At 71.5% G+C, this 25,382-nt stretch carries 17 protein-coding genes; 6 read left to right on the top strand and 11 right to left on the bottom strand.

What is annotated here, in order from left to right; translation table 11 throughout:
* The 10 genes from ACFY1E_RS46590 to ACFY1E_RS46545 form a co-directional block, all read right to left on the bottom strand.
* On the bottom strand, nt 1-990 hold a 990-nt coding region (locus ACFY1E_RS46590; protein WP_389088345.1), incomplete at its 3' end, for a sugar kinase.
* Nucleotides 987-1,616 carry a bifunctional 4-hydroxy-2-oxoglutarate aldolase/2-dehydro-3-deoxy-phosphogluconate aldolase gene (locus ACFY1E_RS46585; RefSeq protein WP_389088342.1) on the bottom strand — a complete coding sequence of 210 codons (630 nt, stop codon included), beginning with the start codon at nt 1,614-1,616 and terminating at the stop codon, nt 987-989. The genes ACFY1E_RS46585 and ACFY1E_RS46590, both read right to left, overlap by 4 nt.
* Nucleotides 1,613-2,374, bottom strand: coding sequence for an SDR family oxidoreductase (locus tag ACFY1E_RS46580; RefSeq protein ID WP_389088340.1), 762 nt, complete (start codon nt 2,372-2,374; stop codon nt 1,613-1,615). Before ACFY1E_RS46580 ends, ACFY1E_RS46585 begins: the two co-directional genes overlap by 4 nt.
* A complete protein-coding gene (locus ACFY1E_RS46575) occupies nt 2,371-3,414 on the bottom strand; it encodes a zinc-binding dehydrogenase (RefSeq protein ID WP_389088337.1) in 1,044 nt (347 codons plus the stop codon). The genes ACFY1E_RS46580 and ACFY1E_RS46575 overlap by 4 nt, the downstream gene beginning before the upstream one ends.
* Nucleotides 3,411-3,848, bottom strand: coding sequence for an RbsD/FucU domain-containing protein (locus ACFY1E_RS46570; RefSeq protein WP_389088335.1), 438 nt, complete (start codon nt 3,846-3,848; stop codon nt 3,411-3,413). The genes ACFY1E_RS46575 and ACFY1E_RS46570 overlap by 4 nt, the downstream gene beginning before the upstream one ends.
* Nucleotides 3,839-4,747 carry an amidohydrolase family protein gene (locus ACFY1E_RS46565; protein WP_389088332.1) on the bottom strand — a complete coding sequence of 303 codons (909 nt, stop codon included), beginning with the start codon at nt 4,745-4,747 and terminating at the stop codon, nt 3,839-3,841. Before ACFY1E_RS46565 ends, ACFY1E_RS46570 begins: the two co-directional genes overlap by 10 nt.
* The gene (locus tag ACFY1E_RS46560; protein ID WP_389088330.1) at nt 4,740-6,074 is read right to left on the bottom strand and encodes an L-fuconate dehydratase; all 1,335 of its coding nucleotides are present in this window, start codon (nt 6,072-6,074) and stop codon (nt 4,740-4,742) included. Before ACFY1E_RS46560 ends, ACFY1E_RS46565 begins: the two co-directional genes overlap by 8 nt.
* Nucleotides 6,075-6,169: 95 nt before the next feature.
* Entirely contained in the window at nt 6,170-7,213 is a 1,044-nt protein-coding gene (locus tag ACFY1E_RS46555; RefSeq protein WP_389088327.1) for an ABC transporter permease, read from the bottom strand.
* Complete coding sequence (locus ACFY1E_RS46550) at nt 7,206-8,768, bottom strand: sugar ABC transporter ATP-binding protein (protein ID WP_389088325.1); 1,563 nt, start codon at nt 8,766-8,768, stop codon at nt 7,206-7,208. Before ACFY1E_RS46550 ends, ACFY1E_RS46555 begins: the two co-directional genes overlap by 8 nt.
* Before the next feature lie 45 nt (nt 8,769-8,813).
* Nucleotides 8,814-9,878 (bottom strand): sugar ABC transporter substrate-binding protein, encoded by a 1,065-nt coding sequence (locus tag ACFY1E_RS46545; protein WP_389088323.1) that lies wholly within the window; start codon nt 9,876-9,878, stop codon nt 8,814-8,816.
* Nucleotides 9,879-10,311: 433 nt separating this feature from the next.
* On the opposite strand from ACFY1E_RS46545, the gene ACFY1E_RS46540 reads away from it, so the two are divergent.
* The 6 genes from ACFY1E_RS46540 (at nt 10,312) to ACFY1E_RS46515 (ending at nt 22,026) form a co-directional block, all read left to right on the top strand.
* A complete protein-coding gene (locus tag ACFY1E_RS46540; protein WP_389088320.1) occupies nt 10,312-12,543 on the top strand; it encodes an alpha-L-fucosidase in 2,232 nt (743 codons plus the stop codon).
* A gap of 174 nt (nt 12,544-12,717) precedes the next feature.
* The gene (locus ACFY1E_RS46535) at nt 12,718-13,671 is read left to right on the top strand and encodes an expansin EXLX1 family cellulose-binding protein (protein WP_389088317.1); all 954 of its coding nucleotides are present in this window, start codon (nt 12,718-12,720) and stop codon (nt 13,669-13,671) included.
* 291 nt (nt 13,672-13,962) lie between these two features.
* Nucleotides 13,963-15,975: a non-reducing end alpha-L-arabinofuranosidase family hydrolase gene (locus ACFY1E_RS46530; protein ID WP_389088316.1), complete on the top strand. Its 2,013-nt coding sequence runs from the start codon at nt 13,963-13,965 to the stop codon at nt 15,973-15,975.
* A 165-nt stretch (nt 15,976-16,140) separates the two neighbouring features.
* Nucleotides 16,141-19,395, top strand: coding sequence for a BTAD domain-containing putative transcriptional regulator (locus tag ACFY1E_RS46525; protein WP_389088354.1), 3,255 nt, complete (start codon nt 16,141-16,143; stop codon nt 19,393-19,395).
* Nucleotides 19,396-19,576: 181 nt separating this feature from the next.
* Nucleotides 19,577-21,361: a serine/threonine-protein kinase gene (locus tag ACFY1E_RS46520; RefSeq protein WP_389088313.1), complete on the top strand. Its 1,785-nt coding sequence runs from the start codon at nt 19,577-19,579 to the stop codon at nt 21,359-21,361.
* Nucleotides 21,358-22,026, top strand: coding sequence for a hypothetical protein (locus ACFY1E_RS46515; RefSeq protein WP_389088311.1), 669 nt, complete (start codon nt 21,358-21,360; stop codon nt 22,024-22,026). The genes ACFY1E_RS46520 and ACFY1E_RS46515 overlap by 4 nt, the downstream gene beginning before the upstream one ends.
* Here ACFY1E_RS46515 and ACFY1E_RS46510 read toward each other — a convergent pair.
* The gene (locus tag ACFY1E_RS46510; protein WP_389088308.1) at nt 21,907-25,362 is read right to left on the bottom strand and encodes a BTAD domain-containing putative transcriptional regulator; all 3,456 of its coding nucleotides are present in this window, start codon (nt 25,360-25,362) and stop codon (nt 21,907-21,909) included. The two genes, ACFY1E_RS46515 and ACFY1E_RS46510, sit on opposite strands and share 120 nt — an antisense overlap.
* Between the last annotated feature and the right edge of the window lie 20 nt (nt 25,363-25,382).

Genomic DNA, 25,382 nt, shown 5'->3' with positions numbered 1-25,382 from the left:
GGCGAGGGTGGCCATGGAGACGTCTCCGGGCGTGGTCATGACCAGGGCGCCGTGGGCGGTGCCGTAGGCGAGGGCGCGTTCCAGGGAGTGACCGGCGAGCAGGCCATGGATCAGTCCGGCGGCGAAGGCGTCGCCTGAGCCGATGCGGTCCAGGACGTGCAGGCCGGGCATCCGCGGACCGTTGACGAAGCCCGTTTCGGCGGACCAGGCGGCCGAGGACCAGTCGTTGACGCCGGCCGAGGGCACCTCACGCAGGGTCGTCGCCAGTACCTTCGCATCGGGCAGCAGGCCGGCCACCTCGGCGAGCGCGTCCTCAACCTCGTCGGCACCGACGCGCGTCTGTCCTGGGTGTGCCCCGGCCAGGCCCAGTGCGCCCACGACCACATCGGCGTGCCGGGCGAGCCGGAGGTCGACCTCGCGGGCCCGCTCAGGTCCGCCGCGGCCGGCCCAGAGGCTGGGGCGGTGGTTGGGGTCGTAGGAGACGGTGACGCCGTGCCGGCGCGCGGCCGCCATCGCCTCGTCGGCCACGTCGACCGTGGTGTCGGACAGGCCCGCGAAGATGCCGCCGGTGTGGAACCAGCGCACCCCGGTAGAGAACACCGTGTCCCAGTCGACGTCGCCCTTGCGCAGTTGGGAGACGGCGGTGTGGGCGCGGTCGCTGACGCCCATTGCGCCGCGGATGCCGTAGCCGCGTTCGACGAAGTTCAGGCCGTTGCGGGCACTGCGGCCGATACCGTCGTCGGGCACCCAGCGGATCATCGAGGTGTCGACTCCGCCCTGCAGGATCAGGTCCTCGACGAGGCGTCCGACCGCGTTGTCGGCGAGCGCTGTGACCACGGCGGTGCGCAGGCCGAAGCAGCGGCGCAGGCCGCGGACGACGTTGTACTCGCCGCCGCCCTCCCAGACCTGGAAGCTGCGGGCGGTGCTGATCCTTCCCTCACCCGGATCGAAGCGCAGCATGACCTCCCCGAGGGCCACCACGTCGGTCACGTCCTGCTCCTTTCGACCGCATCGGCGGTCAGCCGGCGGATCTCCTCGTAGTCGCCCCGCCGAAGATGGTCGGCGGTGGCCATCCAGCTGCCGCCGACCGCGAGCACCGCCGGGTCGGCCAGGTAGGCGGCCATGCGGTACGCGTCGATCCCGCCCGTCGGCACGAAGCTCATCCCGGGAAAGGGCGCAGCCAGCGCCCGCAACGTCCGCAGGCCGCCGAGGGGTTCGGCGGGGAAGAGCTTGACGGTGTCGAGGCCGGCCCGCAGGGCGCGCATCAACTCGGTCGCGGTGGCGATGCCGGGGACCACGGGCACGCCCAGCTCCCGGCACTTGGTCACGACTTCTCCGTCGAAGCCGGGGGAGACGACGAAGCGGGCCCCGGCCGCGACGGCCCGCTCCGCCTGTTCGGGAGTGAGTACCGTGCCGGCGCCGACGGTGAGGCCGCCGTGGGCGGCCATCGCCTTCACGACCTGCTCGGCGTCCGGGGTGCGGAAGGTGACCTCCGCGCAGCGCGCACCGCCCGCCGCGAGCGCCTCGGCCAGCGGGCCGGCACTCGCGGCGGACGGCACGGTCAGCACCGGCAGGAGACGGGCTCCGGCCAGAACCGAGGACAGGTCGGCGCTCATCGGCCCAGCCATCCGCCGTCGACGGGCAGGACGGTGCCGTGGATGTAGGCGGCCGCGTCCGAGGCCAGGAACACCGTGGCCCCGGCGAGGTCGTCCGCCTTCCCCCAGCGCCCGGCCGGGATCCGGTCCAGGATCGCCTTGCTGCGCACCGGATCGTCCTGCAGCGCCTGGGTGTTGTCGGTGGCGATGTAGCCCGGCGCCAGCGCGTTGACATTCACCCCGTGCGGCGCCCACTCGTTGGCCAGCGCCTTGGTCAGACCCGCGATACCGTGCTTGGCGGCCGTGTAGCCGGGCACCGTGATACCGCCCTGGAAACTGAGCAGCGACGCGGTGAAGATGACCTTCCCCCGGCCCCGCGCCACCATCTGTGCGCCCACCGCCCGGGCCAGCGCGAACTGCGCGCTCAGATTGACCTGGAGCACCAAATCCCAGTCCGCGTCCGCGTGTTCGGCGGCCGCAGCGCGGCGGATCGTGCCCGCGTTGTTGACCAGGATGTCCACCGGCCGCTCCCGCCCGGCCAGGTCCGCGCCCAGCGCCCGCACCGCCTCCGGGTCGGCGAAGTCGGTGCGGATCGCCTCGAAACTGCGCCCGGCCGCGGTGACATCCTTCTCCACCGCGCTGCCAGAAGACTCCAGCGAGGCGCTCACGCCGATGATGTCGGCGCCAGCCTCGGCGAGCGCGCGGGCCATGGCCCGGCCGATCCCGCGCCGGGCCCCGGTGACCACGGCGAGCCGTCCGGTCAGGTCGAAGGCGGTCATACGGCGGCCTCCCGGGCCTCGTCGGTGCAGTCCACCAGGATCTTCATCACGTCACCGCCGCCCTCCAGCGCCCCGAACGCGGCCGGTGCCTGGGTGAGCGGCACGACCTTGCTGATCAGCCGCTCGGCCGGCACGGTCCCCTCCGCGACCAGGGCGACCGCCTTCTCGAAGTCGGAGCGGTCGTACAACCGGGCCCCGACCAGGGTGAGTTCACGCCAGAAGAAGCGGTGCAGGTTCACCTCACGCGGCTTGGGGTGGATCGCGACCAGACACAGCCGGCCCCGCACCCCCAGCACCTCGACCGCAATCTCCACGCCGCCCGCCGCGCCGGAGACCTCGAAGGCGACGTCCGCGCCCGCCTCCCCGGTCCACTCCCGCACCAGCTCGGCCACGTCCTCGGCGGCCGGGTCCCACACGCTCAGCCCCAGCTCCCCGGCCAGCAGCCGCCGGTGGGCACTCAGCTCCACCACCCGCACCTCCGCCCCCGCGGCCCGCGCCACCAGCGCGATCAAAACGCCGACCGGGCCGCCCCCGACCACCACCACCTTCTCGCCCTCGCGCACCCCGGCCCGGCCCACGTCGTGCACGGCGACCGCGGTGGGCTCCACCAGCGCGGCCCGGTCCAGGGGCAGGGTGGCGGGCAGCCGTATCAGGGTGGCGGCGGGCACCGTCCAGCGCTGCTGCATCGCGCCCGGCGAGTCGATGCCGATGAAGTCCAGGTGCTGGCAGATGTGCTGGTGGCCCTTGCGGCAGGCCGGGCAGGTGTCGTCCCAGCGCAGCGGCATCACGGTCACCGCGTCACCGGGCTGCCAGCCCTCCACGCCCGGCCCGACGCGCACGACCCGGCCGGACATCTCATGGCCCAGGACGGCCGGCGCGGCCACCCGGGCATCCATGTCACCGTGGAAGATGTGCAGATCGGTACCGCAGATACCGACGTAGGCGGGGGCCAGTTCCACCTCACCGGGTCCCGGCGGCGCCGTGGCAGCGGGCGCCGTGTCCAGAGTGCGGGCGGACAGGTAACGGACGGCTAGTGTCATCGTGCGATCAGGGTCCCTTCAGCGCGGACGCCGATGGTCAGCAGCAGGTTGGCGTAGGTGCGGGTGTCGGCGGTGACGATCGCCAGTGCCAGGTCGGGTGAGCGGGCGGCGTCGTAGAACTCGAAGCGGCCGAGCGTGTCGACCGGGACGGGCGCCAGTTTCGAGCGGTACTCGGCGATGGCGGGCGGCTCCGGTTCGCCCTCGGGCGGCACCATCACGTGGGCCGCCTCGACGGGCAGGGCTCGCAGCAGGACGTCGAGCACGGTGGTGACGTCGAGCAGGCCGGGGGCGAGGTTGAGGTGGACGGTTCTGGCGCGTTCGCCGGTGGCGGTGCTCGCCGGGTAGTGGCCGTCGGCGAGCAGCACGCGGGCGCCGTGGCCGGCTCCGGCGAGGGATTCGAGGATGCCGGGGTGCAGCAGTTCGGTCAGGAGCACGGCGTACCCGCGTTCGTCGGAGTAGGGGTGGGGGTCAGGTGGTAGAAGGTGGTCGCGGTGCCTGCGAGTACCGCCTCGGTCTCCGCGCCGGAGCAGTCGTGCAGGAGTTCCTCGACGGTGGCGGCCCAGCGGTTCCAGCCGCCGGCGAGGACGCAGACGGGCCAGTCCGAGCCGAACATCAGCCGCCCGGGGCCGAAGGCGGAGAGCAGGACGTCCCACACCGGGCGGATGTCCTCGACGGTCCACTTCTCGTGGTCGGCCTCCGTGGCCAGTCCCGACACCTTGCAGTGGACCTGGGGATGCCGGGCCAGCAGCCGCAACTGCCTTTCCCAGTCGGCCAGTTCATTCCGCGCGACGGCTGGCTTGCCCGCGTGGTCCAGGACGAGCGGCAGCTCCGGCAGCCGTTCCGCGAGGCGGATCGCCTGCGGGAGCTGGTGGCTGCGGACCAGAACGTCGTACCCGAGGCCCCGCTCCCCCACCGCTCGCAACCCCCTTTCCACGTCCGGACGTTGGAGCCAGTGCGGATCGGACTCGGCCTGCACGACGTGCCGTACGGCCCGCAGGTACCGGCCCGCATGCCCGGCCCGCAGCTCGTCGAGCACGTCGCCGATCGCGGGGGACGTCAGGTCCGCCCAGCCGACCACGGCGCCGATCAGCGGATCGCTTTCGGCCAGGGCGAGGAGGTCACGGGTCTCGGGCACGGAGGCGATGCACTGGACGACCACCGTGCTCGTCAGCCGCCGTCCGGCGATCGGCCGGGTCGCGGCCGATCGCAGGGCGTGCGAACTGAAGTTGCGGCGGATCGCCTCGTGACCGGGCTCCTCCAGCCAGGGCTGCGGCCGGACGTCCAGGTCCCACACGTGGTGGTGGGCGTCGACGAGGGGCTGGGCGTCAGACACGAGCGGTCCAGACGGGGCCGTCGGGGTAGGCGTACTCCTTGAGGGACTCGGGGTGCATCTGCGCGCTCAGCCCCGGCAGCGTGGGCGCCAGGTAGTGGCCGTCGGCGATGCGCACCGGGTCGACGAAGTGCTCGTGCAGGTGGTCGACGTACTCGATGACACGGTCCTCGGTGGTGCCGGACACGGCGACGTAGTCGAACATCGACAGGTGCTGCACCATCTCGCACAGGCCCACGCCGCCCGCGTGCGGGCAGACCGGCACCCCGAACTTCGCGGCGAGCAGCAGGATGGCGAGGTTCTCGTTGACTCCGCCGACCCGCGCGGAGTCGATCTGCACGATGTCGACCGCGCCGGCCTGCAGGAGCTGCTTGAAGACGACCCGGTTGGCGATGTGCTCGCCCGTGGCGACCTTGATGGGGGCGAGCGCCTTGCGGACCGCGGCATGGCCGAGGATGTCGTCCGGGGAGGTGGGCTCCTCGATCCAGTACGGGTCGTACGGGGCCAGGGCCTGCATCCAGTCGATGGCGGGCTGGACGTCCCATCGCTGGTTGGCGTCGACGGCGATGCGGATGTCCGGGCCGACGGTCTCGCGGGCGACGCGCATGCGCCGTATGTCGTCCTGAAGGTCCGCGCCGACCTTCAGCTTGATCTGGGTGAAGCCGTCGGCGACGGCCTCGCGGGCCAGGCGGCCCAGCTTCTCGTCCGAGTAGCCGAGCCAGCCGGGCGTGGTGGTGTAGGCGGGGTAGCCGCGGTCGAGCAGGTGGCCGATGCGCTGGGCGCGGCCGGGCTCGGCGCGGCGCAGGATCTCCAGGGCCTCCTCGGGGGTGAGGGCGTCGGAGAGCCAGCGGAAGTCGACCTGCGCGACCAGCTCCTCCGGCGACATTTCGCCGAGGAGGCGCCACACGGGCTTGCCGGCGCGCTTGGCGGCCAGGTCCCAGGCGGCGTTGACGACCGCGCCGGTGGCCATGTGGATGGCGCCCTTCTCCGGGCCCAGCCAGCGCAGTTGGGGATCGTGGACCAGGGAGCGGGAGAACGCGCCGAGGTCGCCGCAGACCTGCTCGACGGACAGGCCGACCACGTGCGGGGCGAGAGCCGCGATGGCGGCGGCCTGGACATCGTTGCCGCGGCCGGTGGTGAAGGCCAGCGCGTGGCCCTCCAGACCGTCGGGGGCGTCGGTGCGCAGGACGACGTAGGCGGCGGAGTAGTCGGGTTCGGGGTTCATCGCGTCCGACCCGTCCAGATGCTCGGACGTCGGGAAACGCACGTCCAGCACGTCCAGGGCGGTGATACGGGCAGCGGCCGGGGAAGCGGACGGGGCGGATGACATGGCGGCAACTCCTGTGAGAGCAGGGGCGATACGGCCCCTTGCGACGAGATGGCGGTGGGGCGGAGGGTGCCGGGCGGCCGGGAGGGCCGCCCGGTTCACTCCTGGACCTTGCCGCCGGTGATGCGTGAGATGGCGAGGGCGACCAGGATGATCAGGCCGTTGAGAGCGCCGATCCACTGCGCGGGGACACCCGCAAGGGTGAGCACGTTCTGGATCATGAAGAGCAGCAGGATGCCGCAGAAGGCGCCGAACATGGTGCCCTTGCCGCCGTTGAGGCTGATCCCGCCGATGACGGCGGCGGCGAACACGGTGAAGATGTAGCCGTTGCCCTGCGCGGAGGCGACCGAGGCCAGCCGTCCGGAGAGCATCAGCCCGGCGAGTGCGGCGAGCAGGCTGCCGGTGACGATGACGATCCACAGCACCCGGTCGGTGCGGATGCCGGCGGCCTTCGCCGCGTCGACGTTGCCGCCGATGGCGTACAACGAGCGGCCGAAGCTGGTCCAGCCGAGCACCACGATCGCGACGGCGAAGAGCAGCAGGCAGACCCAGATGGACGCGGGCATCCCGAACCATTCGGTGGTGCCGAGGTAGAGCATCGACGGCGGCAGCTGGAAGAAGGTCTGGCCGCCGGAGATGCCGGTGAGGACACCGCGCAGCACGATCAGCATGCCGAGGGTGACGATGAAGCCGTTGAGGCCGAAGCGGATGATCAGCAGGGCGTTGATCACGCCGATCAGCAGACCGGTGGCGAGCGTGACGGGGATGGCCCAGGCGCCGGGGAGGAGGCCCAGTCCGTGGCCCGCGCCGGCCGGTACGACCAGCCAGGCCGCGACGCCGGGTGCGAGTCCCATGGTGGACTCGAGCGACAGGTCCATTTTCTTGACGATCAGGATCATCGTCTGGGCGAGGACCAGCAGGGCCATCTCGGACATGGTCTGCAGGACGTTGATGAGGTTGTCGGCCTGCAGGAAGACCGGGTTGACGATCTGTCCGACGATCGCGATGACGACGATGGCCGGGACGAGCGCGAGGTCGCGCAGCCGGGCCAGCGGTATCCGGCCGCCGAGCAGCGCGGTCCGCTTCGCCGCGGGCTCCGGTGCGCCCGCCGCGGCGGTGTCCGCGAGGACGGTTTCAGGCATGGAGGTCCACTCCTTCCATCGCGGCCACGAGGTCGTGGTCGTGCCAGCCGCGGGCGATCTCTGAGGTCACACGGCCCTGGAACATCACCAGGACCCGGTCGCACATGCGCAGGTCGTCCAGTTCGTCGGAGGCGATGAGCACTCCGGTGCCGGTCTGCGCGGTCTCCTCGACCTTGCCGAGGAGGAATTCCTTGGAGCGCACGTCCACGCCCGCGGTCGGGTTGATCAGGACCAGCAGCCGGGGGTCGTCGGCCAGGGCGCGGGCCATGACGACCTTCTGCTGGTTGCCGCCGGAGAGCGCGGAGACGGGCAGGTCGGGTCCGGGAGTCTTGATCGCCAGCTTCTCGATCATGCCCTCGGCGAGCCGATCCCGGCGGGTGCGGCTCAGGAACCCGTTCGGACCGAGCCGCTTCGGCACGGACAGCGTGGCGTTGTCGGCGATGGACATGTCGGGCACGAAGCCCTGATGGTGGCGGTCCTGCGGGACGAACCCGGCGCCTGCGGCGAGCGCCGCGGGCACGCTGCCCGGCCGTGGCCGCTTCCCTGCGATCTCCACCTCCCCCGCCGCTGCCGCCCGCAGTCCTACGACGGTCTCGGCGACCTCGGTACGACCGCTGCCGGCGGCCCCCGCGAGGCCGACGATCTCGCCGGCCCCGATCCGGAAGCTGACGTCGTCGTACCCCTCGCCCTGCAGCGCGCGCACGTTCAGTGCGGGCGTGGCGCCTGCGTCGAGGGTGACGGCCCGTTCCGCGCGCCGGTCGGCGGCCGCCTCGCCGGTCATGGCGGCGACGAGCTCGGCGCGGGGCAGGTCCGCGACCGGGGCGGTGACGATGTGCCGGGCGTCGCGGAACACGGTCACCATGTCGCAGATCTCGTAGACCTCCTGGAGGTGGTGGCTGATGAACAGGAAGGTCACGCCCTGGCGTTGCAGGTCACGGATGCGGTCGAAGAGCCGGTTGATGGCCGCCCCGTCGAGCTGGGCGGTCGGCTCGTCGAGGATGATGAACCGGGCCCCGAAGGAGAGCGCGCGGGCGATCTCCACGAACTGCCGCTGCTCGACGCTCAGTTCGGCGGCCGGGCTCTGCGGGTCGACGTTCACGGACCAGGCCGACAGGAGCTCCTGTGCGCGGCGGCGGGTGGCCTGCCAGCTGATGAGACGGCTCGATCCGTGGTCGTGCCGGTTCAGGAAGAGGTTCTCGGCGACGGTCAGCGTGGGGATGATCGTCGACTTCTGGTAGACGCAGGCCACGCGCCGGCGCCAGGCGTCACGGTCCCCGAGCTTGGGGGCCGGTTCGCCGCCGAAGGTCACGGTTCCCTCGTCGGGGGCCTGAAGGCCGGTGAGGACCGACACCAGGGTCGATTTGCCGGCTCCGTTGCGGCCGACGAGCGCATGGGTCTCGCCGGGCCTGATGGTGATCCGGGCGCCGTTCAGGGCCACCGTCGGACCGAATCGTTTGACGATGCCCGTCGCCTCGACGACGGGCGGGGCTGCGGGGGCCCGCCCGTCGTCCGCCGGGGCGGGCGCGGGGGTGACTGCTCGCTCCCCGTCGCTCATCTCAACCGCCTTGTTCTCGTGGGCCGTTGTGTTCCGGGGGAAGGATCAGCCGAGGTTGTTGCCCCACAGCGACTTGTCGTCGCTCTTGACGCTGGGCACGCCGCCGTAGGTGGCGCCGTCGGCGGTGACGAGCGGGGCGGAGAGCTGGTCCTCGAGCACACCGTCGCGGACCTTGATGATGGTGCTGTCGTGGTCGGTCTTGCCGGGCTTGAACGTCTTTCCGTCGATCGCGGCCTTCAGGTAGTACAGGGCGTACTTGGCGTACAGGTCGGCCGGCTGGGAGACGGTGGCGTCGATCTTGCCCGCGGCGATGGACTTGAGCTCCTCGGGGATGCCGTCGTTGGACACGATGAAGACGTGCTTCTTGTCCTTCGGGTCCACCAACAGGCCCTTCTGCTTGAGCACCTGGAGCGTGCCGGACAGGGCGAAGCTGGACTCCATGTAGACGCCCTTGATGTCCGGGTTGGCCGTCAGGTCGGTCTGGAGCTTCTGCGCCGCGACCGCGCCGTCCCAGTTGGTGGCCTCGCCGAGCACCTTGATACCGGGGTAGTTCTTCTTCATGCAGTCGTTGAACGCCTCGGTGCGGTCGCGGCCGTTGATGGAGTCCAGACCGCCCTCCAGCATCACGACCTTGCCCTTGCCGCCCAGCTTGGTGCCCAGGTACTGGCAGGCCTTCTCGCCGTAGGCGCGGTTGTCGGCGCGTACGACCATGAACACCTTGCCGCTGTCGGGGCGGGTGTCGACGGTGACGACCGGGATCTTCTTCGCCTCCAGCTGCGCGAGGGTGGGCGCGATGGCGGCGGTGTCCTGCGGGGCCATCGCGATGCCCTTGACGCCCTGGCTGATGAAGGTCTGCGCGTTGGCGGTCAGCTTGGCGACGTCGTTCTGCGAGTTGGTGGTCTTCAGGTCCAGCCCCAGCTCCTTGCCGTACTGGGGCGTGTACTTGATGTAGGAGTTCCAGAAGTCGGTGTCGGAGCGCGGGTAGTCCACGCCGACCAGCGGCTTGTCGCCCGACGACGCCGACGTGGTGGAGCTGCTGCTGCACGCACTGAGCAGCGCCACTGCGGACACGGCGGAGACGGCTGAACAGAGGGCGGTCCTGAGTCTCATCGATGCTTCCTCGCGCTCGTCCCTGGGCGGGAGATGTTTCGCCTCGACGACATCTGCGTATCGCCGTGCGGTAGAGATGGGATGTTTATAGGCGTGAGTTCGAACCGCTGTCTAGACCCTTGTCGAACTCGAATTGAATCAGCAGGTCACAGCCGTCTGGCCGATACGACTGGCGTCCCCGAGACTGAAGATGCATCCCATCAATCTGCAGCGGCGGGTCAGCGTGGTTCGACCGCGAGACCTCGACAGACATGCCATGTTTGCGTGATACCAAAACGGCCTAAACACGGTGCAAGCAGGTCTAATCGCCAAGCAGTGCAGCGCTTTTCATCCCTGCACGCTGGTTGACATCCCAGGGAGACATGGCCGACCTTCATCCGTAACAAGCGGCCCGCTGCAACTCCCCTGTCCCCTTCTGAACCAGGGATGTTCCATGTCCAGTTCGCTCAGCAGACGCCACTTCCTGGCCGGCGCCACCTGCGTGGCCGCTGCCGCCGTCGCCGGAGGTGTGTTCGGCGTCGGCACCGCCCAGGCGGCGCCCAGCACGTACACGCCCGACTGGAACTCGGTCGACCAGCACCCGCCGGCGCCGGAGTGGTTCCAGGACGCGAAGTTCGGGATCTACTTCCACTGGGGCGTCTTCAGCGTTCCCGCGTACGAAAGCGAGTGGTACCCGCGCAACATGTACAACGCGGGCAGCAACGCCAACCAGCACCACATCGCGACCTACGGCCAGCCGTCGGCGTGGCCGTACCACAACTTCATCAACGGAGCGCAGGACCTCGCGGGCAACTTCGTGAAGTTCGCGCCGAAGCTGAAGTCGGCGGGCGGGAACTTCGACCCCGACGAGTGGGCGCAACTGTTCGTCGACGCGGGCGCCAGGTTCGCCGGCCCGGTCGCCGAGCACCATGACGGCTTCTCCATGTGGGACAGCCAGGTCAACGAGTGGAACTCGGTGAACAAGGGCCCAGGGCTGAACCTCCTGAAGCTGTTCTCCACGGCCATCCGCGCCAAGGGCCTCAAGCTGCTGGTCGCCATGCACCACGCCTACCACTACAACGGCTTCTACGAATACGTCCCCGCCCAGACGGACCCCAGCCTCAAGAAGCTCTACGGGCAGCTGGGCTCGGCCGCGGAGAACCAGCTCTGGTACGACAAGCTCAAGGAGGTCATCGACCGCGCCCAGCCCGACATCCTGTGGCAGGACTTCAAGCTGGACGCCGTCGACGAGACCCAGCGCCTGAACTTCCTGTCGTACTACTACAACCAGGCCAACAGCTGGGGCCGTGAGGTGGTCGCCACCTACAAGGACGGATTCGACAACAAGGGCGAGGTCTTCGACTACGAGCGCGGTGGTCCGGCCGACATCACCACGCCGTACTGGCTGACCGACGACAGCATCTCCAGCTCCAGCTGGTGCTACACGCAGGGCATCGGTTACTACAGCGTCCAGCAGATGCTGCACTCGTTCATCGACCGGGTCAGCAAGAACGGCAACATGCTGCTGAACATCGCGCCGATGGCCGACGGCACCATCCCCCAGGCGCAGAAGGACGTCCTGCTCGGCATAGGCGACCACCTGAAGCGTTTCGGCGAGTCGATCTACTCGACGCGCGCGTGGAGCGTGTACGGCGAGGGCCCGACGAAGATGGGCGGCGGCGCCTTCACCAATCCGACGGCCGGCACGGCGCAGGACATCCGCTTCACCCGCAACAAGGACAACAACGTCCTGTACGTCACCGTCCTGGGCTGGCCGGGCAGTTCGCTGACGATCAAGACACTCGGCTCGGGCAGCATCAACCTGTCGTCACTGACCTCGGTGAAGCTTCTCGGCTCCACCGCCGGCACCTACATCGACCTGCCGACGCCTACCCAGAGCGCCTCCGGCCTCACGGTCACCCTGCCGTCCTCCGCGCCGTACAGCGCCAACGCCTATGTCCTGAAGCTCTCCTTCTCCGGCACCATCCCGGCCGTGACGCCGCTCGCCGGGGCCGTCGCCTTCACGGACGTCAACTACACGGGCAGCTCCGCCACGTTCGCCCTCGGCGACTACACCGCGGCCGACCTGACCGCGGCGGGAGTGGGCGCGCGCAGCATCTCCTCCCTCCGTCCGGCCCAGGGCTACCAGGTGATCGGCTACTCCGGTGACAACTTCACCGGCACCGCCTGGACGTTCACCGCCGACAACCCCGATCTGCGGGTCACCGGCAACAACGATCAGATCACCTCGCTGAGGGTCCAGTTCAACCCGGCGTCGTACTTCCGGATCACCAACGTCACCGACGGACTCGCCCTGGACAGCGGCGGTAATGTGGCCTCCGGGTCCAACCTCAAGCAGTGGACCTGGAACGGCAGTTCCAACCTCCAGTGGCAGGCGGTCGACGTGGGCGGCGGCTACTACAAGCTGGTCAACCGCACCAACGGCATGGTCGCCGACGGCTGGGGCGCCACCGCCGACGGCTCCGCGGCCCGACAGGCCGCCTGGAACGGCGGCACCAACCAGCAGTGGAAGATCACCAGCCGGGGCGGCGGCAGCTACTCGATCGCCAACCGCACCACCGGCCTGGTCCTCGACGGCGGCGGCAACGTCGCCTCGGGCTCCCTCACCAAGCAGTGGACGTACGGCAGCAGTACGAACCTGCTGTGGACCTTCACGGCCCTCTGATCCCGGGAGCCTGCGAGCGGCTGCGGTGGCGTACCCCTGGTGCGCCACCGCAGCCGCCGTCCGGCCGGAAGACCGGAACGGCCAGTGCCACACCGAGAAAAAGGTCGGCAACCTTTTCGCGGCCGGCGGCAACTGAGCAGTGCACCATCGGTTCCATCTTCCGAACGGACAGGTATGAAGACAGCGAGGCAGGCCGCGCGGGAGCGCAGGCACAGACGCCGACTCCTGCTGGGCACCACATTGGCACTGGCCGCCGCAGGCATTCTCGCCTACATGGTCATGGGGGCTTTCCCCGGCGGCGGGGCGAAGGCAGAGTCAGCCGCGGGCACCCCCTCCGCCACCACCCAGATGAGCGCCGCCGGCTCGGCCGAGGCGCACGCCGCGGCCACGTCGGCGTCCCCGACCACGACCGGCACGGCGACGCCGAAGGCCACCGCGACCAGGCCGTCAGCCCGTCCGTCGGCCAAAGTCACCCCGCGCTCCGGGCGGACGGCGTCCACCACGGCAGTAGCGGCAGGGCGGATCCGGCCCAACACCACCTACACAGGGGTTGCCACCGCCTACGCGGCCGGTGACGGAAACGGCGCCTGTCTGTTCGGACCCAGCGACGACCTCATGATCGCCGCGATGAACACCACCGACTACGAGACGTCCAGGGCGTGCGGTGCGTACGTGCTCGTCCACGCGGCCAACGGTGCCTCCGTCACCGTACGGATCACCAACGAATGCCCCCTGCCCTGCGCACCCGGTCAACTGGACCTCAGCCAGCAGGCCTTCGCCAAGCTCGCCGACCTCAAGGTCGGCCGGCTGCCGATCACCTGGCGGCTGGTGAGCCCCGGCACGGTCGGCACGATGTCGATCAGGTACAAGACCGGGTCCAGCCCGTACTGGTGCGGCATCCAGGTGATCGGCCACCGGAACCCGGTGGCGCGGCTGGAGGTCCGCACCTCGGGCGGCTGGCGGCAGTTGCCGCGCACCGACTACAACTACTTCATTTCCGCCAACGGCGCCGGATGCGGCGGCTCGATCAGAGTCACGGACCTGTACGGGGAGCAGTTGACCGTCAGCGGGATCGCCCTGCGGCCGGACGTCGTGCAGCCGACCCGGGTCCAGTTCGCGCGACACTGATCTCGCCGACCGCCCACAACTTTCGTCGGGCATTACGAAAACCAGGGTGCAGCGAGTACCAGGCCGACGATCGAGCACGTCAGTCCTTCCGTCGAAGCAGCTTCACCTCCCAGCTACCTGGCAGGTGAAGGTTCCGAAACTTTCGATGTCGACATCGAATCATGCGAGAGGGATTGACGTGCCTTGGCGCGTCCCTATCATCCGAACTGCTCGGCAAGCCGACTGACATTCGAAATTCCGCACAAAACCAGCAGCTCTGGATGTCATGAACACATCAATCCGAGGAGAAGAATGAACACGCTGAAGCAACTCGGCCGTCGCCGAGTCCCCCTCTTAGGCCTGCTCGCCTTGGCCGCCCTGGTGGTACCCGGCACCGCGTCCGGCGCGCCCGGCCCCACGATCCAGGCATCCACACTGGGCGCCCAGGCGGCCCAGTCCGGACGGTACTTCGGGACCGCCGTGGCCGCCGGGCGGCTCGGCGACAGCACGTACGGCAGGATCCTGGACCGCGAGTTCAACGCGATCACACCCGAGAACGAGATGAAGTGGGACACGACCGAGCCGTCCCGCGGCAACTTCAACTTCGGCCCGGGCGACCAGATCGTCAGCCACGCCACGGCGCACGGTCAGCGGATGCGCGGCCACACCCTGGTCTGGCACTCCCAACTGCCCGGCTGGGTCGGCTCCATCAGGGACGCGAACACCCTGCGCAGCGTGATGAACAACCACATCACCACCGTCATGAACCACTACAAGGGCAAGATCTACGCCTGGGACGTGGTCAACGAGGCCTTCGCCGACGGCGGCAGCGGCCAGCACCGCTCCTCGGTGTTCCAGAACCTGCTGGGCGACGGCTTCATCGAGCAGGCCTTCCGCACCGCACGGTCGGCCGACCCGGCGGCCAAGCTCTGCTACAACGACTACAACATCGAGAACTGGTCGGACGCCAAGACCCAGGGCGTCTACCGCATGGTGCGCGACTTCAAGTCCCGCGGTGTGCCCATCGACTGCGTCGGCTTCCAGTCCCACTTCGGCACCGGCGGTCCGCCCGCGAGCTTCCAGACCACACTGTCGAACTTCGCCGCCCTCGGTGTGGACGTCCAGATCACCGAGCTGGACATCGCGCAGGCCTCGCCGACGGCGTACGCGAACACCGTCCGGGCCTGCCTGAACGTGCCGCGCTGCAACGGCATCACCGTGTGGGGCATCCGCGACAGCGACTCCTGGCGCAGCGGGGACAACCCCCTGCTGTTCGACCGCAACGGCAACAAGAAGCCGGCGTACAACGCGACGCTGTCGGCGATGGGCGGCACGCCCGCCACCAGCCGCAGCACTGCCGGTGACGCCGCCCTGCCCGCCCGTTACTCATGGAGCTCCAGCGGCCCGCTGATCGCGCCCAAACCGGACGCCACGCACAACATCGCCGGGATCAAGGATCCGACGGTCGTCTACTACAACGGCAAGTACCACGTGTTCGCCAGCGTGGCCAGTTCCTCCGGGTACAGCCTGGTGTACCTGAACTTCAGTGACTGGTCCCAGGCCGGCTCGGCCACGCACCACTATCTGGACCGCACCGCCATCGGCACCGGCTACCGGGCCGCGCCGCAGGTGTTCTACTACGCGCCGCAGCGCCTGTGGTACCTCGTCTACCAGACCGGCAACGCCTCGTACTCCACCAACTCCGACATCAGCAATCCCAACGGGTGGAGCGCGCCGCGCAACTTCTACTCGTCGATGCCGGACATCATCCGGCAGCACATCGGAGGCGGCAACTGGGTCGACATGTGGGTGATCTGCGACAGCGCCAACTGCTATCTGTTCTCCTCCGACGACAACGGGCACCTCTACCGTTCGCAGACGACCGTCGGCCAGTTCCCGAACGGCTTCACCAACACCGTGATCGCGGCCCAGGACTCCAACAAGTACGCCCTGTTCGAAGCGAGCAACGTGTACAAGGTGCAGGGCAGCAACCAGTACCTCCTGCTCGTCGAGGCCGTCGGCTCGGACGGCCGACGCTACTTCCGCTCCTGGACCGCGAGCAGCCTGGCCGGCTCGTGGTCGCCGCTGGCCGCGTCCGAGAGCAACCCGTTCGCCAGGGCGAGCAACGTGACGTTCCCCGCCGGTACCTGGAGCCGGGACATCAGCCACGGCGAGATGATCCGCGCGGGCTACGACCAGACGCTCACGATCCCGGCCTGCAAGCTGCAGTACCTGTACCAGGGCAAGGACCCCAACGCCGGCGGTGACTACAACAGCCTGCCGTGGCGGCTGGGCCTGCTCACCCAGACCAGTTCCACCTGCTGACCCTGTGGGCCCCGCCACTCGTGCGGGGCCCTTCTGCATGGGCACATGCCAGGCACTATTGGGCGTATGGAGCACGCCGGCGGCGAGGGGCCGAGACCGGGCGCCCCGGGGCCGGAGTCCCGTGAGGCCGCCGGGCTGCGAGTCGGTGTTCTCGGTGCGTTGACCGTGACACTTGGCGGACGGGTCCTGAGCCTCGGCGGGCCCCGGCCGCGTGCGCTGTTCGTGCTGCTGGTGCTGGCCCGGGGCGGTGCGGTCACCTGTGACCGGCTGGTCGACGCCATGTGGGGCGAGGAGCCGCCGCCGAGCGCGGTCGGTGCTCTGCAGGCATACGTCTCGCGGCTGCGGCGCGAGCTGGAACCGGCCCGCACGACCGGTTCCCGCAGCAGCGTCCTCGTACGGGAGGGCTCCGGTTACGCGATCCGTCTCGCCCCCGAGGAGGTCGACGCCTGGCGGTTCGAAGCGCTCCTCGAACAGGCCGGCCGGCCCGCGACTTCGGTGACGGAGAAGGCCGGCCTGCTCACCGAGGCGCTCGCCCTCTGGAGAGGCCCGGCCTTCGCGGGGTTCGAGGACGCGCCCTGGGCACGGGCGGAGGCGGCGCGCCTCGCGGAGCTGCGTGAGGTGGTACGGGAGCGATTGCTGGCGGCCCGCCTGGAGCGCGGGGAGAACGGCGAGGTGTTGCTCGACGAGGCCGAGGACCTCGTCGCCGAACAGCCCCTGCGCGAGGAGCGCTGGTCCCTGCTGGCCCTCGCCTGCTACCGAGCCCGTGGCCAGGCCGAGGCCCTGGCCGTACTGCGTCGCGCCCGCCGCACTCTTGCCGACCGGTTGGGCATTGATCCAGGTCCGGCCCTGCGCGGCGTAGAGGCCGAGGTCCTTTCCCAAGCACCGCGCCTCGCCCTGCCGGTGCCGGCTGCTGCGCCGGCCCCCACACCCACCTCCGGCCGACTCGTCGAGCGGGCACACGAGTTGGCCGAGCTGCAGGAGTGTCTGTCGGACGCGGTCGCGGGCCGCGGCGGACTGGTGTGTGTGCAGGGTCCCGCCGGTATCGGCCGGAGCGCACTGCTGGCGGAGGCGGCCCGGTCGGGCCGGGAGTCGGGCGTACGGGTACACGGTGCGCACGCTTCCTCGCTCACGCGCCCGGGTGAACCCTACGACGTCGTACGCCAGTTGCTCGGCCCGGAAGCCACCGAGCAGGCCGGCCTGCTGTCGGCCGCTTCCATGCCGGTTGCCGACGGGCCGGACGGCTTCGACGGTCTGCACGCGCTGTACCGGCTCACCGAGCGCCTGGTCACCGCCGACGACCCGGCGCGGCGGCCCCTGCTCCTCCTCGTGGACGATCTACAGGCGTGCGATACGGCGTCCCTGCGCTTCCTTGCCCATCTGCTGCCGCGCATCCAGACCCTGCCGATACTCGTGGTCACCGCCCTGCGCACCGGGGACCTCGCTGCCCTGGACGAGAACGAGCAGGTCCTGGCCGACCTCGTGCAGGACCCGACGGTGGTGCACATCCGGCCGGAGCCGCTCGGCGCGGCAGGTGTCGAGCGTCTCGTACGGCAACGGCTCGGCGCCCTGGTGCATGAGGACGTCGTCCAGGCCTGCCACCGGGTGTCGGCGGGGCTGCCGCTGCTGCTGACACACGTGCTCGGGACCTTGGAGACGGCGGGAGAGGGGACAGATCCGCGCCTCGTGGAGGAGGCCGGCATCCGTGCCGTCTCCGGCCTCTTGCTCCCCCGTCTGGACCGGCTGCCGTCCGCCACCGCTGACGTCGTCCGGGCGATCGCGGCCCTCGGCGGCGGGGCCTCGCTGCCGGCGGTCGCCGCCTTCGCGGAGCTGCCCGAGCAGGACGTGGCCGCGGCGACGGCGGCCCTGGTGCGGGCCGACGTGGTCCGTGACCGGTACCCGTTGGACTTCGTCCATCCCCTGACCGGCGAGGCCGTGCTGCGGAGGGTGTCCCAGCGGGAGCGCCCCGCGCTGCATGAAAGGGCGGCACGGGTGCTCGACCGTGCCGGGGCGGCTCCCGAGCGGATCGCCGCGCATCTGCTCCTGGTCCCCTACCGCGGCGACCCCTGGGTGGTCGACGTCCTGCGCACCGCGGCGGCACGCGCGCGTGCCCGAGGCGCCAACGACGCCGCCGCCACCCTGCTCACGCGGGCGCTGCTCGAACCGCCCGCGCGGGACGTCCGGCCCACGGTGCTGCTGGAACTCGGCCGGGCGGAAGCCCTCGTGGACGGGCCGGCGGCGGCCCGGCATCTGCGGGAGGCGTACGAGGCGTCGCCGTCGGCCGCGGGGGCCGCTCGTCTGCTCGCGCAGACGCTGATCTACACCGGCAGGCCCGGTGAGGCGGCCGAGTTCGCGGCGCGGGCGGCGGCGCAATTGCCGCCCGCCGGGCGAGCCGCTGCGGACGGCACCGCCGACGAGTGGCAGGCACTGGTGGCTGTGGCCCGGTTCGGCGCCTTCGCGCACGGGCTCCGGACCGCGGGCGCCGACGGCACGGACGGTCAGCTGCCACCTCCCCTGGGCGAGGGGCCCGGCGCCCGTATGCTCGCCGCCGAGGCGGCGAGGGAGGCCACCGTACGGGAACTCGACCGTGCCGCGGCCGTCGCCTCCGCCCGCTTCGCGCTGACCGAACGGGTACTGCTGCACAGCGGCGAGATCCTCTCCTGGTGCACCGCGGGCGTGGTGCTGCATCTGGCCGGCGAGGACGTGAGGCGGCTGTGGGACGAGACGCTGACGTACGCCGGGCAGCGGGGGTCGCTGGTCGGGGCGCTCTCGGCGCATCTGTGGCAGGGGTTCACCCGGTGGCGGCACGGCGAGTCGGACCGGGCGCGCCGGTCGCTGGAGGCGGCCCTCGAGCAGTTCGGCGCGTGGGGCGTCACACCTGGCGCCCCGCAGTGCCGGGCGTTTCTGACGGGTGTGCTGCTCGACCTCGGGGACGTCGCCGCGGCCCGTGCCTGTATGGAGCGGATGCGGCAGCGGAGCGCGGGCGTCGAAGGGGCGCGGTTGCGTGGGGAGAGCGAGGCTCGGGTGCTGATCGCGGAGGGCCGGTACGCGCAGGCGCTGGCCGCACTGGACGGCGTACGGCATCTCCAGCCCCAGGTGGTGAATCCGGTGTGGTGGGACGGGGAACTGCTGCGGGTGCGGGCGCTGACCGGGCTGGGTGAGCGGGACCGGGCCGAACGGCTCGCACGGGAGCAGTTGTCGTTGGCCCGCCGGTGGGGTGCACCCGGGGCGGTCGCCCGGGTGCTGCGGCTGCTCGGTGAGGTGCGCGGGCCCGACGGCGCGACCGAACTCCGGGAGGCGCTCGCCCTTGCGGCCGACGGCCCGGCTCGTCTGGAGCACATGCGTGCCCGGCGGTCCCTGCATGCCGTGACCTGCCAGGACACCTCCAAGGACGGCGTCGTACGCCGATTCCCCCCTGTGTGACCGGCGTACGACAGGCCGTCGGGAGGAGAATCCGACGCCCGACTTGCGATCGGCTTGCAAGCGGTTCGCAAGACCGGTGGTGCATCGTCCATGTCCCAGAGGAAGCAGACGCATCACGAGGCAGACGCACCGCAAGAGCACGAACGGGGGCGGTCCGGGGGACGGGCCGGATGCACAGGACATGAGCGAAGCGATACGCGGCGGGGGGCCGTGGGCGGTCCCCGGCTACACACAGAACAAGGAGCTGGGCTCGGGGGCCAGCGGCCGGGTGGTCCTGGCCACGCACGACACCACCGGCACCCATGTGGCGATCAAGTACCTCGCCGAACAGCTCTGTGACGACCCCGCCTTCCGTGAGGTCTTCCGCGCCGAGGCCCGGCTGCTGGGCGAACTCCGCTCCCCCCATGTCGTGGCGCTGTACGAGTACGTGGAGAGTCCGCGCGGGGCCGCCATCGTCATGGAGCTGGTGGACGGCGTGCCGCTGCGCAAGCTGCTGCGCGAGCACGGCGCCACGACGCCCGAGGCCGCGCTCGTCGTGCTCAAGGGGTCGCTGCTCGGCCTCGCGGCCGCGCACGCGGAAGGGGTCGTGCACCGCGACTACAAGCCGGACAACGTCCTGGTCGCCGCCGACGGTTCCTCCAAACTGGTGGACTTCGGCATCGCCGTGCCGAGCGGGGTGGCCGCCAGTGCCTCGGGGACCCCGACCTATATGGCGCCCGAGCAGTGGACCGGCGGTGCGGCCGGACCGGCCACCGACGTGTACGCGGCGACCGCGACCTTCTTCGAGTGCCTGACCGGGATGAAGCCCTACCCGGGCCGGACGCTGGCCGAGCTGGCCGTCCAGCACATCGAGGCACCGATCCCGGCCGAGCTGGCTCCCGAACCGGTGCGCCCGCTGATCCGCAGGGGCCTCGCCAAGACGCCCGAGGAGCGCCCGGAGAGCGCGGCGGCGTTCGTCGAGGAACTCGAGGCCGTCGCAGCGGGCGCGTACGGAGAGGACTGGGAGGAGAACGGCCGACGCGAACTCGCCGCCCTCGCCGCCCTGTTCCTCCTGCTTTTCCCGCTCTCGGACGGTACGGCCTCGGGCACGACCGCCCTGGCCACGACCACCCTCGGGCCGGGCGCCCGTCGGCTGCCCGGCAGAAGGGGGAAGATCCTGGCCGGACTGGCGGCGGGGGTCGTGCTGGTGGTGGGCGGGGTCGCCGTGACGGCGGTCGCCACGGGTGGCGGCGGTGGGCACCGCACGACGAACGGCGCCGGGTCCGGTGACTCCGGCGACGGGACCGGTCCGAGTGGGTCGGCCGACTCCCCCGACGGCAGCCCCTCGGCATCGGACAGCTCTGCGTCGCCGTCCGGGAGCGGCTCTCCGTCCCCGTCGGCGTCCGGGCAGGACGGCGCCTCACCCAGCGCCGACGGAACGGCCGGCGGCACGGGCGGCGGGTCGTCGGGCGCAGGTGGGACGACGTCCACGACGGGCGGCGGGACGAGCAGCACGGGCGGCGGGGGGACCACCACCGGCGGCGGTACGACCACGAGCAGCGGTGGCTCCACCAGCGGAGGCGGGGCCACGACGAGCGGTGGCCCCACGAGCGGGAGCGGCACCCCCACGCCCCCGCCCACCCTCGACGTCACCTCGGCGCAGATCAACGCGGTGGGCCCTACCTCGGCCACCTGCACCATCGTGGCCTCGGTGAGTGTGACGACAGACGGCGCCGCCGACGGCACGCTCTACCTCAGCTGGTACGTCAGTGACTCGGCGGACGCCGTGGGCACCGTCGTCGCCACCGACCCGGTCGCGCTGCCCAAGGGGAAGACCCAGATCTCGGGCCGCTACACCCACGCCTTCCCCGTTCCCACCCGCTCCAGCTACCTCGGCGTCAGGATCACCACCGATCCCGCCGCCGACTCCGGCAACGGTTCCTTCCAGTCCACTGCGGCTCCCGTCGATTGCGACCCGCCCCGATGAGCGCACCCTCCGAGGACCCCCGACTGCGGTTCGCCCGCACCGACCCGGCGTCCCAGCCCGGCGACCCCGACCTCACCGCCACCCTCCCGCCGACGGATCCGGCCGCGACCCTGCACCTTCCGCCCTCGGAAGCGGCCGAGGACGAGACCCGTTTCGGGCCCGGCGTGCCCGGTGCGCCGGGCACAGCCGACAACCGTGCGACGGGCATCTGGCGGGGCACGGTCACCCCGGAGGTCGCGTCCGGCGTGACGGCCCGGCGCCCCCGGCCGTGGTGGCGACGCGAACTGCGGTACCTGCTGGTGGTGGTCGCGGTCGTGGTGGCCGTCGTACTGGCCATGCGCTCCTGCACGGCTGCCGGACCGCCGCTGAACGTGCTGGACGCCACGGTCACGGCGCCCGAGGTCGGCCACTGCGCGAAGACGGTCGTCGTCACCGGAGTCCTCAAGACGGACGGCCGTGCCGGCACCGTCGAATATCGCTGGAAGCGCAGCGACGGCACGGCGTCGGCCGTCCTCCACCAGGAGGTCGGCAGGAACGTCACCAGCTCAAAGGTCGTGCTGCGCTGGAGCTTCGACGGCCGCGGCACCATGAAGGCCACCGCCACCCTCGAAGTGCTCGCGCCGGAGCGGGTGACGGCCTCGACCAGCTTCACCTACGCCTGTTAGGCCGTGCTCCGCGAGCCCCACGGCCCCGCACTCCCGCGCGATGCCCCGCCCCCGGCTCAGCAAGGAGCGGGACTCGTCCTCCGGGGCGAGTGCGGTCAGCGCAAGCAGTGCGCGGGCGTACTCCAGGCGTGCCGGGCCGTGCTCCAAGAGGGTGACCGCCTCGCGTAGTTGGGGCTCGCCCTCGGGCCCGCGCAGCTGTCCGACGATCCGCAGCACCCGCCCCAGCGTGCTGGGGGCTCCCCACCCGCGGGCGACCGTCAGCTGCTCCTCGGCCAGGGCCAGCGCCTCGGCCCGGCGGCCGAGGCCCGCGAGCGCGCGCACCCGCAGCAACGACCACGGCCACCAGGCCGGGTTGGCCATCGCGGGCTGGAGGTGCCGCACGCCGTCGAGGGCGGCCAGCGCCTCCTCGTAGCGGCCTTCCGCGTGCAGCACGCCTGCTTCGCTCTCCCCCAGCAGCCGCTGCCCTTCCGTTCCCCGGATCCAGCCGCGCATCCGCTCCAGACAGGCGCGGGCCCCCGCGGTGTCGCCGAGGTCCAGCAGGACGGCGGTCAGGAAGGTGCGGCCCTGCGGGGCGCCCGGCGCGAGACCCCAGATCTCCGACTGTCCGACCGCGGTCTCCAGCGACTTCCGTGCCGCGTTCAGGTCTCCGTGGTGCCACTGGGTGAAGCCGCGCCAGAGGTGGGTGGCGAGCACGGAGAACAGTGAGCCACGCTCGACGGCGCGGGCCACCGCCGCCTCCCACAGCTCGCCGACCTCCTCGTCGGCGAGGTGCAGCACGACGGCGGCGGTGTACCAGAGCATTTCCTCCCCGGCGGCCTGGAGCACCCCGTCGGCGACGGCGAAGCGAGCCAGTTCGACGGCCCGGGTCCGGTTGCTGCCGTCCGAGGCGGCCTCCCGGGCGAGGTTGGCGGCGAGCATCCGGGCGCCGGGGCCCTCGCCCTGAACGACGGGGTCCTCGACGGTGCGCCACAGCCGCTGGTCCAGGCCGTGCATGAAGCCGCTGATGCGCTCCAGCGCCAGCAGCCCCTGCCGTTCGTCGCTCAGCTCGGCGGGCAGTTCAGCCGCCGCCCGGCGGGCGAACTCGGTGGCCTGGCCATGGCCGCCGGCGAAGACCAGGATCCGGGCGAGCAGCAGGGCGGCGACCGCTCTGCGCTGCGGGTCGGTGAGGGTGTCGTAGGCCTGGCGCAGGTGGTCGACGGCGGCCGGGCCGTTGCCGAGCATCTCGGCGCGCCCGAGTTCGAGGAGCACCTCGGGGCGGCGTTCCGGGGCGGGCGGTTCGTCGAGAACGCGGGTGAGGTAGGTGGCGGCGGCGTCGGGGGCGCCCCGGCCGGCGGCCTCACGGGCGGCCGCGCAGAGGATGTCCACCACAGCCGGGTCGCCCCGGTTCGGGGCGAGCAGCAGCTGGGCCGCCGTGCGCTCCGGTGGTGCGCCCGCGGCGGACAGCGCACGGGCCGCCCGCTCATGGCTCAACTGCCGCTCACCGGGAGGCAGTTCGCGGTAGACGGCGTCCCCGACGAGGGGGTGGACGAAGGCGTAGGGCCGGCCGTCGCGCAGGATGTCCGCCTGCACGAGCGGCACGATCGCCTGCGCCACCTCCGTCTCCGGCCGCTCCATGAGCGCGGCGACCTCGGCGAGGGTCGCCGCCCCGTCTCCCAGCACGGCGACGGCCTGCGCGGCGGCCCGTGCGCCTTCGGGCAGCCGCGCGATCCGGCCGAGGACCAGCCCGGACACCGCGCGCGCCCCGGTCTCGGCGACCTCCCCGCTGTGCGCGGCGTCGGGCCGTGTCCCGCGCGCGTGCAGCGCCCGCAGCAACTGCCGCAGCAACAGCGGGTTTCCGGCCGTGGCGCGATGGCAGGCCGCCGTGAACTCCTCGTGGGGCTCCTCACCGAGCGTTCGGCGTACGAGTCCGGCGACCCCACTCGCCGTCAAGGGTGTGGGCCTGATCCGCACCACCGGGGGATCCGTCGTCAGCGCCCCCGGCAGCTCGTCGCCCTGTTGCTGCTCCCCCGTCCGCAGGGTGAGGGCGAGGAGCACCGGCAGGCCTTCGAGCCGGCCCGCCAGATACGCCAGGAACCGCAGCGAACCGCTGTCGCACCACTGCACGTCGTCCACGGCGAACACCAGCGGCCCACGGTCCTGCCCCAGCTTCCGCGTCAGTTCGCACAGACCGTTGAGCACGGCGAAACTCTGCGGCTGCTGTCCCCGTGCCCCTCCGAAGACCGCGCCCGCCGCGACGGCGGCCCCGGCGAGGAGGGACTCCTCACTGCCGCTCACCACCCGCTCGAACAACTGGCGTACGACCCCGTAGCCGTAGTCCTTCTCCCGCTGGCTGCCCCTGGCGGTGAGGGTCAGGACCCGTTCACCGGCGGCCAGTTCGGCGACCTCGCCGAGCAGGCGGCTCTTGCCGATGCCGGCCGGGCCCTCGATGAGCACGACGCCGGGTCTGCCGTCCGTCGCCGCGCGCAGGCTGTCGCGCAGCTCGGCGATCTGCAGATCCCGCTCCACGAGTACGTCGGTGCGTGGGGCGGGGCGTGGGACGAACCCCGAAGGGGCATCCAGCGCGGGAGACTGGGCGAGAATCCTGGCTTCCAGGTCGCCCAGGGCCGTCCCTGGCGCGCAGGACCCGGCCGGCAGCAGCTTCCTCCCGCGGCGCAGGGTATCCAGGGCGTCGGCCTGGCGGTGGGAGCGGTACAGGGCCAGGGCGAGAAGACGGCGGCGTTCCTCACGGAGCGGGTCCTCGGCGACCAGGGATTCGAGCTCGGGGACAAGAACGGCGTCCTCGCCGCGGGCGAGTCGGGCGGCGAGCAGGCGCTCACGGGCCAGCTCGCGCAGTTCGGTGAGGCGCACCGCCTCCGGGCGGGCCCAGGACTCGGCGGCGTACTCCGCGTAGGCGGGGCCCCGCCACAGGGCGAGCCCGGATTCCAGGACGGACACCGCCTGAGAGAGCCGGTCCTGGTCGGAGTGCACGGCGGCGGACCGCAGCGCCGCCTCGAACCGCCAGGCGTCCACCGCGTCCTCCGGCAGCCGCAAGGCGTAGCCCGGCCCCTCGCTGACGATGACCCCGGCGCGCGCCCTGGCCTCCCGCTCCGGTTCGAGGCAGCGCCTGAGGTGGGAGACGTGGGCGTGCAGCGAGGCGGCGGCACTGGGCGGCGGTGTGCCGCCCCAGACCCGTTCGACCAGCCGGTCACGGGAGACGACCGAGCCGCGGGCGACGATCAGCAGGGCGAGCACGGCACGCTGCCGCCGCCCGCCCAGCTCCAGCGGCCGACCCCGGAACCCGGCACCGACCTCGCCGAGCACCGTCATGCGCAGTTCGTGCAGCGACACGTGGGGCATCAAACCAGAACACCGCCACA

The organism is Streptomyces sp. NPDC001604 (genome assembly GCF_042893475.1).
Lineage (GTDB): Bacteria > Actinomycetota > Actinomycetes > Streptomycetales > Streptomycetaceae > Streptomyces.
Note: the sequence above shows the minus strand (reverse complement) of the source record. Positions and strands in the feature narration are given on the sequence as shown.